The organism is Cobetia sp. SIMBA_158 (assembly GCF_046566945.1).
Taxonomy (GTDB): domain Bacteria; phylum Pseudomonadota; class Gammaproteobacteria; order Pseudomonadales; family Halomonadaceae; genus Cobetia; species Cobetia amphilecti.
In genome coordinates, this window is record NZ_JAWJYL010000003.1 from 328,033 (window position 1) to 346,349 (window position 18,317).

Annotated in this window: 13 protein-coding genes; 3 read left to right on the plus strand and 10 right to left on the minus strand. The window is 62.4% G+C overall.

All coding sequences use genetic code 11. From position 1 onward, the window contains the following. Nucleotides 1-68: 68 nt before the first annotated feature. The gene (locus R2R70_RS07370) at nt 69-2,165 is read right to left on the minus strand and encodes an FAD-dependent oxidoreductase (RefSeq protein ID WP_410977712.1); all 2,097 of its coding nucleotides are present in this window, start codon (nt 2,163-2,165) and stop codon (nt 69-71) included. Between the two features lie 229 nt (nt 2,166-2,394). Here R2R70_RS07370 and R2R70_RS07375 point away from each other — a divergent pair, with 229 nt between their 5' ends. Then, the gene (locus tag R2R70_RS07375) at nt 2,395-3,039 is read left to right on the plus strand and encodes a TetR/AcrR family transcriptional regulator (RefSeq protein WP_410977713.1); all 645 of its coding nucleotides are present in this window, start codon (nt 2,395-2,397) and stop codon (nt 3,037-3,039) included. A 108-nt stretch (nt 3,040-3,147) separates the two neighbouring features. Here R2R70_RS07375 and R2R70_RS07380 read toward each other — a convergent pair whose 3' ends face one another. The 4 genes from R2R70_RS07380 to uraH form a co-directional block, all read right to left on the minus strand. Further along, nucleotides 3,148-5,250 (minus strand): methyl-accepting chemotaxis protein, encoded by a 2,103-nt coding sequence (locus tag R2R70_RS07380; RefSeq protein ID WP_410977714.1) that lies wholly within the window; start codon nt 5,248-5,250, stop codon nt 3,148-3,150. 324 nt (nt 5,251-5,574) lie between these two features. Then, nucleotides 5,575-7,689, minus strand: a complete 2,115-nt coding sequence (locus R2R70_RS07385) for a methyl-accepting chemotaxis protein (RefSeq protein ID WP_410977741.1) — start codon at nt 7,687-7,689, stop codon at nt 5,575-5,577. A 212-nt stretch (nt 7,690-7,901) separates the two neighbouring features. Continuing rightward, nucleotides 7,902-9,149 (minus strand): urate hydroxylase PuuD, encoded by a 1,248-nt coding sequence (locus R2R70_RS07390; protein ID WP_410977715.1) that lies wholly within the window; start codon nt 9,147-9,149, stop codon nt 7,902-7,904. A gap of 9 nt (nt 9,150-9,158) precedes the next feature. Beyond that, nucleotides 9,159-9,512 (minus strand): hydroxyisourate hydrolase, encoded by a 354-nt coding sequence (gene uraH, locus R2R70_RS07395; RefSeq protein ID WP_279830382.1) that lies wholly within the window; start codon nt 9,510-9,512, stop codon nt 9,159-9,161. Nucleotides 9,513-9,923: 411 nt separating this feature from the next. Between uraH and uraD the strand changes: the two genes are divergently transcribed. Continuing rightward, nucleotides 9,924-10,457 carry a 2-oxo-4-hydroxy-4-carboxy-5-ureidoimidazoline decarboxylase gene (gene uraD / locus R2R70_RS07400; RefSeq protein WP_215824352.1) on the plus strand — a complete coding sequence of 178 codons (534 nt, stop codon included), beginning with the start codon at nt 9,924-9,926 and terminating at the stop codon, nt 10,455-10,457. A gap of 36 nt (nt 10,458-10,493) precedes the next feature. Here uraD and R2R70_RS07405 read toward each other — a convergent pair whose 3' ends face one another. Both R2R70_RS07405 and R2R70_RS07410 read right to left on the minus strand, forming a co-directional pair. Further along, complete coding sequence (locus R2R70_RS07405) at nt 10,494-11,831, minus strand: allantoate amidohydrolase (protein ID WP_410977716.1); 1,338 nt, start codon at nt 11,829-11,831, stop codon at nt 10,494-10,496. Next, nucleotides 11,828-13,111, minus strand: coding sequence for an alanine--glyoxylate aminotransferase family protein (locus R2R70_RS07410; protein ID WP_348471354.1), 1,284 nt, complete (start codon nt 13,109-13,111; stop codon nt 11,828-11,830). Before R2R70_RS07410 ends, R2R70_RS07405 begins: the two co-directional genes overlap by 4 nt. 472 nt (nt 13,112-13,583) lie before the next feature. On the opposite strand from R2R70_RS07410, the gene R2R70_RS07415 reads away from it, so the two are divergent. Then, complete coding sequence (locus R2R70_RS07415; RefSeq protein ID WP_043332713.1) at nt 13,584-14,408, plus strand: inositol monophosphatase family protein; 825 nt, start codon at nt 13,584-13,586, stop codon at nt 14,406-14,408. 171 nt (nt 14,409-14,579) lie between these two features. On the opposite strand, the gene R2R70_RS07420 is transcribed toward R2R70_RS07415, so the two are convergent. From R2R70_RS07420 to R2R70_RS07430, 3 genes are all read right to left on the minus strand, one after another. Beyond that, nucleotides 14,580-15,623, minus strand: coding sequence for a ParA family protein (locus R2R70_RS07420; RefSeq protein ID WP_367998239.1), 1,044 nt, complete (start codon nt 15,621-15,623; stop codon nt 14,580-14,582). A gap of 103 nt (nt 15,624-15,726) precedes the next feature. Then, complete coding sequence (locus tag R2R70_RS07425; protein ID WP_410977717.1) at nt 15,727-16,392, minus strand: 7-cyano-7-deazaguanine/7-aminomethyl-7-deazaguanine transporter; 666 nt, start codon at nt 16,390-16,392, stop codon at nt 15,727-15,729. A 351-nt stretch (nt 16,393-16,743) separates the two neighbouring features. Further along, complete coding sequence (locus tag R2R70_RS07430; protein ID WP_054556053.1) at nt 16,744-18,195, minus strand: alanine/glycine:cation symporter family protein; 1,452 nt, start codon at nt 18,193-18,195, stop codon at nt 16,744-16,746. Nucleotides 18,196-18,317 lie beyond the last annotated feature (122 nt).

Sequence of the window (18,317 nt, forward strand, 5' to 3'; positions counted from 1 at the left end):
CGCCACCCTGTGAGACTTGCCCAGCCCGTGTCATGTCTCTGCAGTAGTGTCCCTTCTCTGTCACCCCCTCACACCACCTTCATCAGCCTCAGCGCGTCATGGATCGCCGCATGGGTATTGCGGGTCGCAACAGCGTCACCTATGCGATAGAGCTGAAAGCTGCCCTCTGCTGCGCGCTCGGTGTGTTCCGGGCTCGGGCCGTCCACCGGTTGGGCGAGGCCTGCGATCAGGGCGTCGTAGTCCACTGCCCCGCCATTGCGTGAGTGAGGCTTGAGTTCGAAGTAGAGATCTTCCATCGGGCGGGCACCGTAGTTGACCACTACCTGGTCGACGAGGCGCTGATCCGCGTAGACACCGGTGCCCTTCCCCTGCGCCACGGCGTCATCCAGATAATCACTGCCGATATGGGCGATCAGCTGGCCATCCTCACTGCGCGTGACGCTGCCGAGGCGATAGGTCGGCGTGAAGGTGACGGCGAGACGTTGCAGGCTGCGCATGTAGGGCACCAGGTTCATGGCCATGATTTCCGGCGCGAAGGTGCGATCTGGCGTCATCATCTCGAGCCTGGCTCCGGAGTTGGCGATCATCTCGGCGGCCTGTAGCGCAGCGTGGTCTCCCGCATCATCGAACAGCAGCACGTTGCGGCCAGGCGTGACATGGCCCGAGAGAATGTCCCAACTGGAGACGACCAGCTCGCTGCCGACCTGCGGCATGTCTTCCTCGGGATAGCCACCGGTGGCGACGATGACGACATCGGGTTGCTCCGCCAGCACATCCTCGGCCTCGGCGAAGACGTTGTAGCGCATCTCGACGCCAAGCGCCTCACAGCGACTGATGCGCCAATCGATGATGCCGATCATCTCGCGTCGCCGCTCGCTCTGGGCGGTGAGGCGAATCTGGCCACCCGGCTGGTCGGCCGCTTCCAGCACCACCACCTGATGGCCGCGCTCACCGGCGACGCGTGCGGCCTCCAGCCCTGCCGGGCCCGCCCCGATGATCACGACCTTTCGGGTGACCTCGGCAGGCGTGATGTCATGCGGTTGCTCCAGCTCCCGCCCGGTCGCAGCGTTATGAATGCAGTAGGCGGAGCCGCCCTGATAGATGCGATCCAGACAATAGTTGGCCCCGACACAGGGGCGGATGGTCTCCTCCTGCTTGGCCATCAGCTTGCGCACGATGTGCGGATCCGCCATGTGGGCGCGCGTCATGCCGACCATGTCGACCTTGCCAGTGGCGATGGCGTGACGTGCGGTGGCGATGTCCTGAATCTTGGCGCCGTGGAAGGTCGGGAAATCCATTGCTTCGCGAATCTGTCCGGCAAAGTCGAGATGCGGCGCACTGGCCATGCCCTGGATCGGGATGACATCGGTGAGGCCCGCATCGGTATCGATATGGCCGCGCACCACATTGAGAAAATCGACCTGACCGCTATCGCGCAGCAGACGCGAGACTTCCAGGCCATCGCTGGCATCCAGCCCGCCACTCAGACACTCATCTCCCGTGTAGCGAACGCCGACGATGAACTCGCTGCCCACCCGTGCGCGAATGGCGCTCAACACTTCCATGGTGAAGCGCAGTCGATTCTCGAGACTGCCGCCGTAGGGGCCCTCAAGGGTATTGGTGAGCGGCGACCAGAACTGGTCCATCAGATGGCCATAGGCCTGCAGTTCGATACCGTCGAGACCGGCTGCCTGCATGCGCTCGGCGGCGTCGGCGTAGTCCTGGATCAGCCGTGCGATATCCCAGTCCTCGACCCGCTTGGGAAAGGCGCGGTGCGCCGCCTCACGACGATGGGACGCCGAGACCGCCGGCAGCCAGTCGGCCTTGTCCCACCGAGTACGGCGCCCCAGGTGAGTGAGCTGGATCATCACCGCGGTGCCGTGCTCATGACAGGCATCGGTCAGCTCGCTGAGCCACGGCACCACCTCATCGCGATACGCCAGGATGTTGTTGAACACCGGCGGGCTGTCCTTGGCGACCGAGGCAGAGCCCGCCGTCATGGTCAGGGCGATACCGGCGCGCGCCCGCTCCTCGTGATAGGCGCGATAACGCGCCTTGGGCATGCCATCTTCCGGATAGGCAGGCTCGTGGGAGGTCATCATCAAGCGATTCTTGAGGGTCAGATGCTTGAGCGTGAACGGCGTGAGCAGAGGGTCCTGAGCCATGTGGCCTCCTGATGAGCAGACAGCGAGAACAGGGGTGTCTTTATTGAGTACACCTGTGTACATACGCTGACTATAGTCCTAGGCTTCAGACCATGCGTCGCGGGAAACACCGTTCTCGCCCGCCTGACGCAGCCAGACTCGTCGCTGTCGCAAACAGCATGCTCATGCTGTCATCGCGCGATCGACCTCACATCAGCCCCACCAACCCCCGCCTTTCAGGAGACCGCCCATGCCAGAGTCCCCAAGCGTCCCCCCGGCAAGTGACGGCGCCCAGGCTGCCGGGCGCGGCAAGGCCGAGGACTGGCTGGAAGCCGCCTATCAGCAGCTGTTGCTGGGCGGCGTGGATTCGGTGCGCGTCCTGACATTGGCCAAGACGCTGGGCCTGTCACGCACCAGCTTCTACTGGAGCTTCAAGGACCGCGACGCCCTGCTCACCGCGCTGCTCGCGCGCTGGGATGCTCACAATACCGCCGGCCTGATCGGGCGCTGCGAGCAATACGCCGCCACGGTGGTGGAAGCCATGCTCAATGTCTTCGACTGCTGGCTGGATGCGTCACTGTTCGATGCACGCTTCGAGCTGGCGATCCGCAACTGGGCCTCTCAGAACGTGGAGGTCGCCGCTGCCGTCGCCCGCGCCGATCAGGCACGCATTCAGGCGCTGACCAGCATGCTGATGCGCTACGGCCAGCCCGAGCAACTCGCCAACGTGCGGGCACGCACCACCTACCTGACCCAGATCGGCTATCTGTCGATGCGCACTCAGGAAAGCGTCAGCGAGCGCATCAGCCGCGTCGCTGAGTATGTCGAGGTCTTCGTCGGCGAGCGCTGCGAGCCTCAGGAGCTGGCACGCTTCGCGTCCCGACACCCGGCCTGAAAGGACAAAGCCCTCACCGACGGCAGTCGGCAAGGGCTTGGTAGAAACGTCAACGGCTAGCTGTGTTCAATGGCGCTCGATCAAGACCTGAACACAGGGGCGCGCGGCTCAGAAGGCTTCCCACTCCTCCTCTTCACGACGCCGGGAGCCGCGCGGGGCGGTTGCCGGCGGCGTGAAGGCAGACTGCTCGCCATCCGCCATCGGCTGAGTGCTCATAGGCGACATGGCCTGGTGCGACATGGCGTGTGTGGTCATGGTCTGTCCACCCGCCACCTTGAAGCCTGCCATCAGCTGCTCCAGCGCCTGAGCCTGTGCGCTCATGCTGCGCGCCGCTCCACTGACCTGATTGACCAGCGTGGTGTTCTGCTGCGTCATCGCATCCAGCTCGCTCACCGCGGTATTCACCTGGCCGACGCCGGCACTCTGCTCACGTGCGCCGGCACTGATCTCGGCGATCATGTCGTTGACGCGCTCGACACTTGAGAGAATCTCGGCCATGGCCTGACTGGCGTCCTTCACCTGCGCCACGCCCTGCTGCGTGTGCGAGATCGACTCGTCGATCAGGCCGCGAATCTCGCGGGATGCATCGCTTGAGCGCGTCGCCAGGGTGCGCACTTCCTGCGCGACCACCGCGAAGCCACGCCCATGCTCACCGGCCCGCGCCGCCTCCACCGAGGCATTCAGCGCCAGGATGTTGGTCTGGAAGGCGATGCCGTCGATCAGACTGATGATCTCGCTGATGCGCTCGGCGGAACGATTGATGTCTTCCATGCTCGCCTGCGCCTTGCGCATGTCGTCATTGCCGCGGCGCGCCTGCTCGGAGGTCGAATTGACCAGCTGACTGGCCTGCTGGGCGGAATCGGCACTGTGCTGCACGGTGGTGGTGATCTCCTCCATCGAGGCCGAGGTTTCCTGCAGGCTGGAGGCGGACTGCTCGGTGCGTGCCGAAAGCTCCTCGTTGCCCTGGGCAATCTCGCCGGCGGCCTGATTGACAGCGCCCGTGGTGCCCCGCACCTGACCCACCACTCTGCTCAAGTCCTCACCGACGCTGTTCATGGCCGCGGTCAGCTTGCCGATCTCATCCTGACGCTGACTGGTGATGCGCTGGGACAGATCGCCCCGCGCCAATGCCTGAGCCAGTGATACCAGCGCATCCAGCGGACGACTGATCAAGCGACGCTCCAACCAGTACAACAGGCCCGCCACCGCCAATGCCAACAGCAACGACAGGCCGAGCACCAGGTTGCGCAGATGGATGATATCGGCGGTGATGGCCTGCTTGTCGACCGTGGTCGCCACCACCCAGTCCCACGCCGGGTATTGTTCGAAGCGCGTGACCTTGGTGCCCGTCTCTCCGGGCAGGCGATATTCCATCTGGCCCTGGGGCTGGTCGAGCAACTTCGCGAAGATCTGACGCCCCTGGTCGTCACGGACATCAAGCAATGAAGTCCCCTGCCACTGGTCGCCAGCCAGTACCCGGCCAGGGCTCGCGGCGGCAGTGCTTGCCAGCAGACTGAAATCTCCCTCATGCCATTTCACGTTGGTGATCGTGGTGTAGAGCTCCAGGATCTGAGCGCCGATATCCACGCCAATGAAGGAGGCACCCACGATACTTCCCGCCTCGTCCTCGATGGGCTGATAACGCGTCATGTAATGCTTGTCTGCCAGGTTCAGCAAGCCGCTGTAGGACTGACCATTGCGCAGCGCAGCCAGCACCTCGCCCTCCAGAGCGAAGCCGAGCATCCGTGAACCATCGGTATTCTGCAACGAGGTGGAAATGCCGACGAAGTCATCGCCATCGCGCACGAACAGACTGACAGGGGCGCCGGTCCTCTGGGTGAAGTTGTCCAGATACAGCGGCTGGCTGTTCTGCATGATGCCGGCATTGCGCAGCACCGGTACCAGACGCTCACCAGCTTTCAGTCTGCGACTGTCATCGAGACTGAAACTGTCGGGAATCGTGGCCAGGAATGCGCTCAGCATGCGTGTGACACTCGCCTGCATCGAGGTATCGAACAAGCTGAGCATCTGGGTGACCTGACGCTGTTGCTGCTTGAGGGCAATCTCCATGTCTCCTTCAACCTGGCGAGCGCTGGCGCTCGAGAACACCAGTCCCAGCGTCAGAAACGCTGCCATCATGAGGATCAGGATCAATAGCGCCAACTTGCTGCCGACGCTGGCATGCGCCAGACGCTGTCTGAGTGAAGTCATACCGCGGGTACCCGGTGTGGTGGAAGTTCACCGACTATCGACCAACGTTGACTTAACTGAAGGGCCAGAAAAAAGAATTCATCATTTTTCAGGAGACAGAAAAAAACACCACCAATTGTCATCAAGATGACACTTTCATATGGTGCTGATATCAGTGGCGGGCGTTGGCCACATAAGCGTTGATCACATGGACGTGGGTCACATAAGCCCTGGCCACGAAAAAGCCCTCACCGACGACAGTCGGCAAGGGCTTGGCGGAAACATCAACGGCTAGCTGTCACATTCAATGGCGCTCGATCAAGCTCTTGGCTCAGGGCCGCGCACTCAGAAGGCTTCCCACTCCTCCTCTTCACGACGCTGGGAGCCGCGCGGGGCGGTTGCCGGCGGCGTGAAGGCTGTCTGCTCGCCATCCGCCATCGGCTGAGTGTTCATGTGCGACATGGACTGGTGCGAAACGGATTGGCGTGACATTGACGATGTTGCCATGTTCTGAGCGCCCGCCACCTTGAAGCCTGCCATCAGCTGCTCCAGTGCCTGGGCCTGGGCGCTCATGCTGCGCGCCGCGCCACTGACCTGATTGACCAGCGTGGTGTTCTGCTGCGTCATTGCATCCAGCTCGCTCACCGCCGTATTCACCTGGCCGACGCCGGCACTCTGTTCACGCGCGCCGGCGCTGATCTCGGCGATCATGTCGTTGACACGCTCGACACTTGAGAGAATCTCGGCCATCGCCTGACTGGCATCCTTCACCTGCGCCACGCCCTGCTGAGTGTGCGAGATCGACTCGTCGATCAGGCCGCGAATCTCGCGGGATGCATCACTTGAGCGCGTCGCCAGGGTGCGCACTTCCTGCGCGACCACCGCAAAGCCACGCCCATGCTCACCGGCCCGCGCCGCTTCCACCGAGGCATTCAGCGCCAGAATGTTGGTCTGGAAGGCGATGCCGTCGATCAGACTGATGATCTCGCTGATGCGCTCGGCGGAGCGGTTGATGTCTTCCATGCTTGCCTGCGCCTTGCGCATGTCGTCATTGCCGCGGCGCGCCTGCTCGGAGGTCGAATTGACCAGCTGGCTGGCCTGCTGGGCGGAATCGGCACTGTGCTGCACGGTGGTGGTGATCTCTTCCATCGAGGCCGAGGTTTCCTGCAGGCTGGAGGCGGACTGCTCGGTACGCGCCGAAAGCTCCTCGTTGCCCTGGGCAATCTCGCCGGCGGCCTGATTGACGGCGCCCGTGGTGCCCCGCACCTGACCCACCACTCGGCTCAGGTCCTCGCCGACGCTGTTCATGGCCGCGGTCAGCTTGCCGATCTCATCCTGACGCTGACTGGTGATGCGTTGAGACAGATCGCCCCGCGCCAATGCCTGAGCCAGTGACACCAGCGCATCCAGCGGACGACTGATCAGACGACGCTCGAGGAAGTAGAGGATGCCCGCCACGGCCAGCGCCAACAGCAGTGCCAGCCCGAAGACCTGATTGCGGACCTGCGTGATGCCCGCCGTCACTTCCTGCTTGTCGATCGTGGTCGCCACCACCCAGTCCCAGGCGGGATAGTGCTGGAAGCTGGTGATGCGATCACTGTCTTCACCCGCCAGGCGGTAATCGATCTGACCGCTGTCGGCAGCGAAGAGCGGCGCGAAGGCCGGCTCGCCCTGCGCATTCTTGAAGTCCATCAGCGAGCGGCCCTGCCACTGACCCGTCGTCAGCACCTTGCCCTGCTGGCCCGGCGCCGTGCTCGCCACCAGACTGAAGTCCTTCTCATGCAACTGGATATTGGTGATGGTGGCATACAGCTCATCGATCTGCTCGCCGACATCCACCCCGATGAACGAGGCCCCGATGAGGTTGTCATTGAAGTCGGTGATCGGACGATAGCGCGTCATGTAGTGACGGCCTGCCAGATAGAGCATGCCGGTATAGGGCTGGCCGGCATTCAGCGCATCCTTGACCCCACCACTCAGCGTCAGCCCGAGCAGGCTTGAGCCATCATCGGTCTTGAGAGTGGTGGCAATGCGCACAAAATCCTCACCATCGCGCACGAAGAAGCTGACCGGCGCACCGGTGCGATTTGCGAAATCGGCCAGATAACCGGATTGATTGTTGAGCATGAAGCCGGCATTGAGCAGCGCCGGCGCATCGCGCTCGCCGATCGGCAGACGTCGGTCTTCGATCAGCGTGAAGTTGTCAGGAATGGTCGCCAGGAAGGCATTGAGCATGCGCGTCACGCTGGACTGCATGGTGGTGTCGAACAGCTCGATGGTGTTGGTGATCTGTTGCTGCTGCTGAGCGAGAGCGCGTTCGGTGCCCTCTTCTACCTGCATCTTGCTAGCCGTCGAGAACACCAGGCCCAGCGCCGTGAAGGCCGCCATCATCAACAGCAATACCAGCAAGGCGAGCTTGCTGCCGACACTGGCGCGGGCCAGACGCTTTTTTATTGTCATCACTACGCGATACCCCGATCCATGAGAGAAGTATCACGTCTATCGGCCACCGGACTCAGAACTGTAGCGTTGCTGCTGACGAGTGGGTGCTGACGAGTTCTTGCGAGTTGATTCTGACCAGCGGCGTCTTGGAGCGCCGCTGGTCAGTACGCCCTCATTCATGACTCTCTCAGCCATCGCCCCCTAATCCATTGCCCTCTCATCCTTCCCCCTCAGCGTGTCGCCTGCCACCAGTCATCCAGCAGCTGGCGTTCGGCATCGGTCATCTGGGTCATGTTGGCCAGCGGCATACTCTTGTCGACCACCGTGCGCTGATGGATACGCATGGCCTGACGCTGGATGTCATCCCAGCCATTGAAGGCCACACCTGCTGCCGGAGCCGTCAAGCCGATCAAGTTCGGCGTATCACTGTGACAGCCGGTGCAGCGTTGCTCGACGATATGACTGACCTTGTCTCGCAAGGCCTGATTCTCCCCCGGGGCCTCATTGTCAGCGCCGCTGCTGGCCGCAACGGACGCTGAAGGCGCGCTTGTCTCGACAGTCGCGGGCGCCGTCTGTGAGCGCGGCGCGCAGAGCAGGATCACGCCGATCAACGCCAACACTGCCCCCACGGGTACCCACAGGCGCTTGACGCCCTTGTGGTGATCCACCGTGGCGATGCGGATCAGACCGCCCGTCACCAGCAACAGTAGAATGACGCCGAGGCGATAGTCATTGGCATACAGCAGCGGATAGTGGTTGCTGATCATCATCAGCACCGCAGGCAGCGTGATGAAGGTGTTGTGCACCGAACGCTGCTTTGCGCGCTGGCCGTGGATCGGGTCCGGCGTTTCCCCACGCTGGGCAGCAACCAGCAGGGCCTTCTGACCCGGGATGATCACATTGAAGACGTTGCCCGCCATGATGCTGCCCATCAGCGCGCCCATCAGCAGGAAGGCGGCACGCCCCGAGAACAGTTCGGTCGCCACCCACGCCGCCAGCGTCAGCCACACACCGACCGCGACGAACAGCGCCCCGGCATGGCGCTTGAAGGGGCTGCGACACAGCGCCTCGTAGCCCAGCCAGCCGCCGACGAGCACGCCAAGAGCGCTGCACACGGCCAGGGTGCCGCTCATCTCGAACACGCGCGGGTCGATCAGGTAGGCGTGAGGCTGCAGCAAGTAGATCAGCGTGAAAAGTCCCATCCCGGACAACCAGGTGACATAGGCCTCCCACTTGAACCAGTGGATCTCGCTGGGCAGCGTTTCACTGACCCCATCGTGACGAAACAGATGATAGAGACCGCCGCCATGCACCGCCCACAGCTCGCCGCCAGGGCGGCCATCCACCGCATGACTGGCAGGCTTTCGCCGATTGTCGAGCCAGATGAAGAAGAACGATGCGCCGATCCAGGCGATCCCCGCCATGACATGCAGCCAGCGGGTCAGCAGCATCGCCCAATCGAGAAGATATGCGCTCATGCCGGCTCCTTAGCTGCCGCGGTAGACACTGTAGGCCCACGGAGTGACCAGTAGCGGAATGTGATAATGGCCACTGGCCTCGAGTGTGAACTCGACCGGCACCCGGCCGAGCATGCCCTTGCCCACCGCGCGGCTGGCAAAGTAATCCCCGACCTGAAACGTCAGACGATAGACGCCGGAGAGATCAGCGGAAGCGTCGGTTTCCTCAAGCAGCGGCGCATCGAGACGCCCATCGGCATTGGTCGTGACCTGCGCGATCTCGTGAAAGTGACCCTGCGCATCCTGGCGCTCCAGGGTGATATGCACACCGCTGGCAGCGATGCCTTCGGCCTGATTGAGCACATGCGTCGTCAGTCTGGGCATGGCGATTTCCTGTTCTTGTGTGGATGTGGCGGGTACGACTCAAATCTGGGCAGATGGAAGCTGTACGAATGAAGACTGTGTTCTTTTTTCTGGCCTGGCATGTTCTTGCCTGACCTGTTCTGGCTTGCCCTGCTCTGGCCTGCCGTCAGCGGTTGGTGGTATTGCACCCGATGAGTGCATTGCTGCATTCTGACCGATCGGTCAAGGTGCAGGCCGTATCGCCCCATGACAGACGCCGCTCGGCGCCGTCAGGCAAGCCGGTGGCGATACAGCCTTGTCGTCAACCACTGGCATGGCGATGCAACGTGTGACACAGCGTTGGTCAGACGCGTTGCCAGCGACGGCATGCGCCTTGCAAGCTGATGATTCCTTGAGCTTTTCAAACCTATCCCCCTCTCTGGAGCAAGGCGCATGCCAATCGAGACCCCGATGCACTATCTGGTGATGCTGGACACGCTCAACGCCCTGCCACCCGAGGCGCTGGCACGACGCTTGAGTGGTCTCTATGAGCACTCGGACTGGGTGGTGGAACGCGCCGCGGCAGAGCGTCCGTTCGCGAGCATGGAAGTCCTGCTGACGGCGTGTGCCAATGCGGTACGCCAGGCCAGTGATGTCGAGCGCCACCAATTGATTCTGGCCCATCCTGAGCTGGCTGCCGGCAAGCTGGAGACCCTGACGCCCGCCTCGCAGGGCGAGCAGCGTGGCGCAGGGCTCGATCAGCTTGATGACGCCACCCGTGAACGTTTCCTGACGGCCAATGCCGACTACCAGGCGCGCCACGGCATTCCGTTCATCATCTGCGTCAAGGGCCACAGCGCCAGCAGCATTCTCGAGGAACTGGAGCGCCGTCTGCCGCAATCCACCGAGGCGGAGTACCAGGAGGCATTGGCCCAGATAAATGCGATCGCCGCAGTGCGCCTGCCGGGGCTGCTCGAAGCCAGTTAGCGACCAGCGCCCCTGCGGCCGCCGAGGCGTGCTGTCCTACACGTGCCTGGCGGCCACGGCCTCGATACTGGCGATCAGTGCCGCCAGGGCCTTGGCGACATCGTCTTCGGTTACCGCCTCCAGCGGGTGGTGGCTGATACCGCGCTCGCAGCGCAGGAACAGCATGCCCACCGGGCACAGATGACTGACCGCCATGGCGTCATGCCCGGCACCACTCGGTAGCCGGAATGGCGCCTGACCGATGGCGGCAATACCGGCATCGACGGCCTGCATCAATCCCTCGTCACAGGCCACGGCATCGGCCGCATGCGTCTGCTCACAGTGGAAGGTGAGGCCCCGTCGCGCCGCGATTCGATGTGCCTCGTTCAAGAGTTCATCCAGCGCACGATCCCGCTGCGCATCGTCCAGCGCGCGGATATCCAGACTCAGTGCCGCCCCCCCGGGGATGACATTCACCGCCCCGGGACGCAGCTCGCAACAACCCACGGTCGCGACCAACGAGTGGTCCGCCATGTCAGCCCGCTTGCCCGCCTGGACATCACGCGCCAGCGATTCCACCGCCAGTGTCCACTCCGCCGCCGCACACAGCGCATCCTGACGCAGCGCCATCGGCGTTGTACCGGCATGCCCCGCCTGGCCGACGAAGTTGACCGCGAAGCGTCGCGCACCGGCGATACCGGTCACGGTACCCAGCGCCAGCTTCTCGGCTTCCAGCACCGGGCCCTGCTCGATATGCACTTCCAGATAGCCCAGCGGCGGATCCTCCTGCAGGCTGGCCCTGGCGGCCGTCTGCCCGGAAAGCCCGAAACGTTCGAGCGCGTCGCCAAGCGGGATGCCGTCCTCATCCTCTACCCGCTCCCAGTCCGACTGCCAGCGTCCGGCGATGGCATGGCTGCCGAGCAGGGTCGCACCGAAGCGGGTGCCCTCTTCATCACCGAAACCGACCACTTCCAGCGCGAAGGGCAAGCTCTGCTCGCCCGTATCGGCGCGCTGCCTGAAATGCGTCAAGGCGGCCACCCCGAGCAGGACACCAAGAATGCCGTCGTAGCGGCCGGCATCCGGCACGCTGTCCAGATGCGAGCCGATCACCAGACGCGGCACGCCGGCTTCGCTGTCAGCGGCAGCGGTGATAGCGGGTGGACACCAGCGGCCCCAGAGATTGCCGGCGCCATCCTGCCAGCTGCGCAGACCGGCAGCCTTGAGCCAGCCAGCCATGGTGGCATTGGCGGCGGCGTGTTCCGGCGTCAGATAGCGGCGGTCGATCCCGCTGTCGCTGCTCGAGATCGCCGCCAGGGTGTCGCAGGCGGTCAGCACATCGGCGGCCGTTTCCAGCGGCGCGGTGGCGTCCGGGGGTATGGATCCGGCATCGCTCATGACTGGCCTCCCGTGCTGGGATTGGCACGGCCATTGGCCGCCTGACCCTGATGCTCCTGATAGAAGTCCAGCGCGGCACCGACGCCACCGCCGGCCACAGTCTTGACGCCACCACGGCGCAGGGTCTGCTCCAGCGCCGCCAACGTGGTCAGCACGGTATCGCGACGCGCGTTGTAGCCCATCACGCCGAGACGCCAGACCTTGCCGTGCAGCGGGCCGAAGCTGGTGCCGATCTCGATGCCGAAGTCCTCCAGCATGCTGCGGCGCAGGCCATCGCCATCCAGGCCGTCGGGAATCATCACCGCGCTGACGTTGTTCATGCGGTGGGCCTGGTCGCCGAACAGCGCAAGTCCCAACCCCTTCAAGCCCTCGACCATCGCCTGACCATGCAGCGCATGGCGCGCGATGGCGTTGTCCATGCCCTCATTGACCAGCAGGCGCGCACACTCACGTGCGCCATACAGCATGCTGGTAGCTTCGGTGTGGTGATTGAGGCGAAGCTCTCCCCAGTAATCGAGCACCATGGAGAGATCGAAATAGTTGGAGCGGATGCGCGCGCCCGGCTCCGCCAGACGATCACTGCCGCTGCTGATGCCCGCCTCGACATGCCGCCGGGCATGCACCACCTCCACCGCACGCGGCGACAGCGTCAACGGCGAGCTGCCTGACGGCCCCGCCAGACACTTCTGCAAGCCTGCGGTGACGGCGTCCAGCCCCCACTCATCGGTCTTGAGCGGATTGCCCGCCAATGACGCCGTGGCATCGCTGTAGAACAGCACGCCTTCGCGGCGACAGATGGCGCCGATGTCTTTAAGCGGCTGGCACATGGTGGTCGAGGTATCGCCCTGCACCAGTGCCAGCACGCTGGGCTTGACCTCGCGAATGGCGGCTTCGATCTGCTCCGGGCGGAACACCTGGCCCCACTCGCATTCCAGCGTATGCACCTCGGCACCGCAGCGCTCGGCGATCTCGCGCAGCAGATGACCGAAACGGCCGAAAATCGGCACCAGCACACGCTCCCCCGGCTGGATCAACGAGACCAGCACCGCCTCGATACCGGCACGCGAGGTGCCATCGATCAACAGGGTGGCATCATTGGTGGTCTCGAAGACGCCGCGATAGAGCTGCATCGTCTCGTTCATGTAGTGCGTCATCGCCGGGTCGTACTGGCCGATCAAGGGAGCGGAAAGCGCTCGCAATACACGCGGATCCGCATTGATCGGACCGGGGCCCATCAGCAGGCGCTGGGGAGGATGAATCTGGTCAAAGGTCGGGCTCACGGTCGCTCCTCGTGCAGCAGGGCATGGAATGCGGAAAGACTCGCCAACTCGCCGAGCCTCATGACCACACTACTGCAACAAGTGCGCCAGAATTTAAGAAATGAAACAAATGTTGAATTACTGGTGTGTTCGACGGGCGCCACCGCCCTGTCATGGCGTGCGCATCGAGGGGCAAAAGGCTCTCTAATAACCGAGTGACAGAAAGGCAGCCCGGTAAAAGACGGCATGGCTGCAATATAACGCTATAATCTTGCTAGCCACACTGACCCGGAGTCACGCTGACAGTGCATACCTTGCCTGCCAGGCACCATGACAGGGCATGAATGAGCTGAATCGACGCTTTCATTACCTGTTTCATGCGCCGGCGCTCAGTGCCCGAGGCTGAACTCGCCACATGAGTCTGTTATACAAGGAGGCATCGGATGAGTGAGGGTTGCCTCATCCGACCTGATCATCGCTGCCGGAGAGCCACATGACGCTGGAACAACGCCTGGAACGAGCAACGGAACTGGCCAGACAGGCTGGTGAACGCATGGTGCAAGCGCGCGAGGAACAGGGTTTCGCGCACCATTACAAGAAAGGCGATGAGCTGGTCACCGACATCGACGTGGCAATCGATACCTTCCTGGCGGAAGCGCTCGAAGCCGAGTTTCCCGAGGATGCGCGCCTTACCGAAGAGCTGTCACCTGAGCGGGATGTGATCGGTACCAAGGGTGGTCTGTGGGTGATCGACCCCATCGACGGTACCGTCAATTTTGCCCATGGCCTGCGCCATGTCGCCGTGTCCATCGCCTGGTGCGAGCGCGGCAAGATCCAGATGGGGGTCGTGCATGCGCCCTTCCTCGGAGAGACCTTCACCGCCATCCGCGGCAAGGGAGCCTGGCTCAACGGCGAGAGCATCTCGGTCAGCGAGACCGATGAGATGAGCCGCGCACTGGTCGCGACCGGCTTCCCCTACAACCGTGACAGTCGTCCGCCGCTGCTCAAGCGCCTCTCGGCCATGCTGCTGGTCTGTCAGGATGTACGCCGCAACGGCAGTGCCGCGCTGGATCTCTGTGATGTGGCGTGCGGACGTCTGGATGCCTATTACGAAAGCGTCTCCCCCTGGGACTTTGCGGCGGGTCTTCTGATCGCGCGTGAAGCCGGCGCACGCACGGGTCACCTGTATCGCTGTCCGGACGGCATTCCCGATGAGCTTTATGGCGAGAATATCGTGGTGGCCTCACCGGCCTTGCACGCTCCGCTCAAGCGCCTGCTGGAAGAGGCCGATGCCAGTTCAGGGCTGCCGGGGCTGTAGTGAAGAACTCAAATACAGGACTGTAGTGACGCGGCTGTGATGACCTGACTTTCATGACATGACTTTCATGACATGACTTTCATGACATGACTTTCATGACATGACTGCCGCTGCAATACGCAAGAGCCCCGCCAATTGGCGGGGCTCTGTGTTTCTGGCTGGCACTCGGCATCAATCGCCCAGGTTACCGCCCTTCTTCTTGCCCTTGGCGGCCGACTTGCTGGCCGACTTGCTGCTGTCTTTGCTGGCAGAGTCCTTGCTCGCCGGCTTCTTGTCAGCACTGGGCGCTTTCTTGCTGGCAGGCTTGGCCGCTGGTTTGCTTGAGGCTTCCTTGCTGGCAGGCTTGGCGTCTGGCTTGCTGGCCGCCTCCCCTTTGGCGCTGGCCTTGCCGGTAGCAGCACCTTGAGGCGCGGTGACGGTTGATTCAGCCTCAGCGGCCTTGGCGGCGGCTGGCGCTGACGCCACTGTCGGCTCCTTGAGCAGGCTCAGCCGTTGGCCGATTTCCTGCCACAGGCTGCGATAGCTGACCGCCGGTGAGCTGTTGCGCGAGAAAGTCCCGATGGGCTTGCGCTCGATCCCCATGCGCTCGACCACGCTGGAATACGGGATAAAGCCACTGAGCTGCAGCGGATAATCCTGCTTGAGCGATTCCATCACATCCTTGTGCAATGTCTTGCGGCGATCCACCAGAGTGAAGAACGGCCAAACGGGCACATCGAGATCGATCTCGGCCAGATAGGCGTTCAATTGCTCCAGGGTACGCAGCGACAGAACCGTGGGAATGATCGGCACCAGCAGGGTATCGGCAGAAGCGAAGACCTGCTCGGAAAGACTGGAAATGCTCGGCGGACAATCGAGGATGACGAGGTCGTAGTCATCGCGTACCGGCTTGAGGACCTTGCGCAGTCGGGTGCGCTTCTCTTCCTCGAGTATATGGTCGAGGTTGCGGTAGGAGAATTCCGCCGGCAGGACATCCAGGTTCTGATAATCCGTGGAACGGATCACGCGGGACATGTCCTGCTTGCCGCTGATAAGTTTCTCGACCCCGCCCTTCAGCTTGGGCTTGGTACGCACATAGAAGGTCGCAGCGGCCTGCGGATCAAGATCCCACAGCAATACACGCAGGCCACTGTTGGCGGCACAATGCGCCAGATTGATGGCAGAAGCAGTCTTGCCCACGCCCCCTTTGATGCTGTACACCGCAGCGATTTTCATGGCTCCCTCCCGTCATTCCAGTTTGTGCAACGTTAGCACAATCCGGTGCCATGTCCCTGACTGACAACGGCGAAACGGGAGAAAATGATATGACAGTTTTATGTCAGACAGGCTCTCGCTCATCGACCAAGCCGCGCTTGAGCAACTGATTCGTGAGGCGATTGAGCAACAATCCGTACATCGGCAGGAACAGCAATATCGAGATGGCCAGCTTGATCGCGTAATCCACCCAGGCGATCTCGACCCAGTGAGCCGCCATGAAAGCATCGGGCCCATTGCGGAACGCCACCGAGAAGAAGGCAAAGGTGTCAGCGAGATTGCCGAACAATGTCGACGCCAACGGCGCGATCCACCAGTGGGCATTGCGACGCAGACGATCGAACACCTGAATGTCGAGCAACTGACCGATCACGTAGGCAATGAAGCTTGCCAGCGCGATACGGGCCACAAACAGGTTGAAGTCAGCCAGTGCCTCTACCCCGGCAAAGCTGCCCGCCTGAAACGTCACCGACACCATGTAGCTGACCAACAGCGCCGGCAGCATGACCAGCGCAATGATGCGCCGCGCCTGATGCTTGCCGAACAGACGCACCGTCAGATCCGTTGCCAGGAAGATGAACGGGAAACTGAAGGCGCCCCAGGTGGTATGGAAGCCAAACAGGGTCATCGGCAACTGCACCAGGTAATTGCTGGCGGTGATGATGAGGATGTGAAACAGGGCCAGGGCGACGAGTGCGCGCTGCGACTGGGCAGACGAGAGGAGTAGCATTGCAGGTCCTTTTTGGATCAAAGCCGTCGTCCAGGGGTGAGGGAACCCTGTCACGAGCGTGTTGAGGTTTGCGTCGTCGATTCTGACATCAACTGCCATAGCCTGACATCGGCCTTGACGCCTTGTCGCAGCGATTGAGCGCTGCAGGCATGCTTCACTGACAACCGCCGCGAGGCTTGCACATCGCCAGAACGCAAAATGGCCGCGCATCGTATCACGATGCGCGGCCATTGACAGGTACCTGCGGGGAAAATCTGGCCAGATGGTCAAGCCGTCATTCTCCCCCGGCGCCCCTTACGTTGCAAAGACAGCGATGCAATGAAATCCATGCAATGAAAGCGAGTGTCAGAGTCACTTCTTCCAGATGCTGGCATCGACCTTGCCCTTGAGCTCCGGGAACTGCTCCGGATCAAAGGTCGGCTCCTTGCCGGCCTTATGCTGACGGTCGTAATCCTTGAAGATACGGAAGGCCAACGGCGACAGCAGCAGGATGGCGATCAGGTTGATCAAGGCCATCGCACCCATCGACAGATCAGCGAAGTTCCAGATGTTCTTCAGGCTGGCGACAGCACCGAGCATGACCATGCCGAGCACGGCGAAGCGGTAGACCATGATGACGGCCTTGGCGTTCTTCTTGCCGGCGATGTACTCGATGTTGGACTCGCCATAGGAGTAGTTGGCGACCAGAGAGGTGAAGGCGAACAGCAGAATGGCGATGGCCACGAAGCCACCACCCCAGCTACCGACCTGTGAGGACAGCGCCGCCTGGGTGATCTGGATGCCGTCATTGCCGCCATCGTTGCCCAGGGTGCCGCTCATGATGATGATGGCCGCGGTCGCGGTGCAGATGACCAGGGTGTCGATGAACACGCCCAGCATCTGGACGAAGCCCTGGGACGCCGGGTGCTTGGTGGTCGCCATCGCGGCGGCGTTCGGGGCAGAACCCATACCCGCTTCGTTGGAGAACAGACCCCGCTTGATGCCGTTCATCATCGCCTGGGCAATGGTGTAACCCAGCGCGCCACCTGCGGCCTGCTCAAGACCGAAGGCACTGCGGAAGATGGTGCCCAGCGCCGCCGGCAGCTCGGTGATGTTGATGGCCACGACGAAGATGGCCAGCAGCAGATAGAGCAGCGCCATGATCGGCACGATCAGCTCGGCGGTACGCGTGATGCGTTTCATGCCACCGAAGATGATCGGCACCATGACCACGACCAGCACCACGCCCATGATCCACGGCGGCACGCTGAAGGCCTGCTCCATGGCCAGTGCGATGGAGTTGGACTGCACGGAGTTGAAGGCCAGGCCGAAGGCGATGATCAGGCACACGGAGAACAGGATCGCCATCCACCGCTGACCGAGGCCCTTCTCGATGTAGTAGGCCGGGCCACCACGGAAGGTGTTGTCATCGTGGGAGACCTTGTAGGCCTGCGCCAGGGTGGACTCGATGAAGCTGGTGGACATGCCGACCAGCGCCGTCATCCACATCCAGAAGATGGCGCCCGGGCCACCCAGGGAAATCGCCACGGCAACACCGGCGAGGTTACCGGTACCGACGCGCGCCGCCAGAGAGGTAGCCAGTGCCTGGAAGGAAGAGATGCCGCCTTCGCTGCCCTGACGAGACGTGGCCAGCAGCTTCCACATGTGTCCGAAATAACGGAACTGGATACCCTTGGTCATGACCGTGAAGAAGAGACCCGCTCCGATGAGCAGGTAAATCAATACACTGCCCCACAGCAGGCCATTGCCTGCATCGATCAACGCCAGAATCGGCGCTGGAATGATGGACGTTGTTTCCGACATGTCGGTCTCGCTTTGGCGGGTTTTTGGTCTTGTCGACGCTGCCAAGGCAACGGAAAGCCCATGACTTTCCTGCGACTGACAGCGAGCAACCACTACGATGGGGTTGCTCGACATGCTTTGGT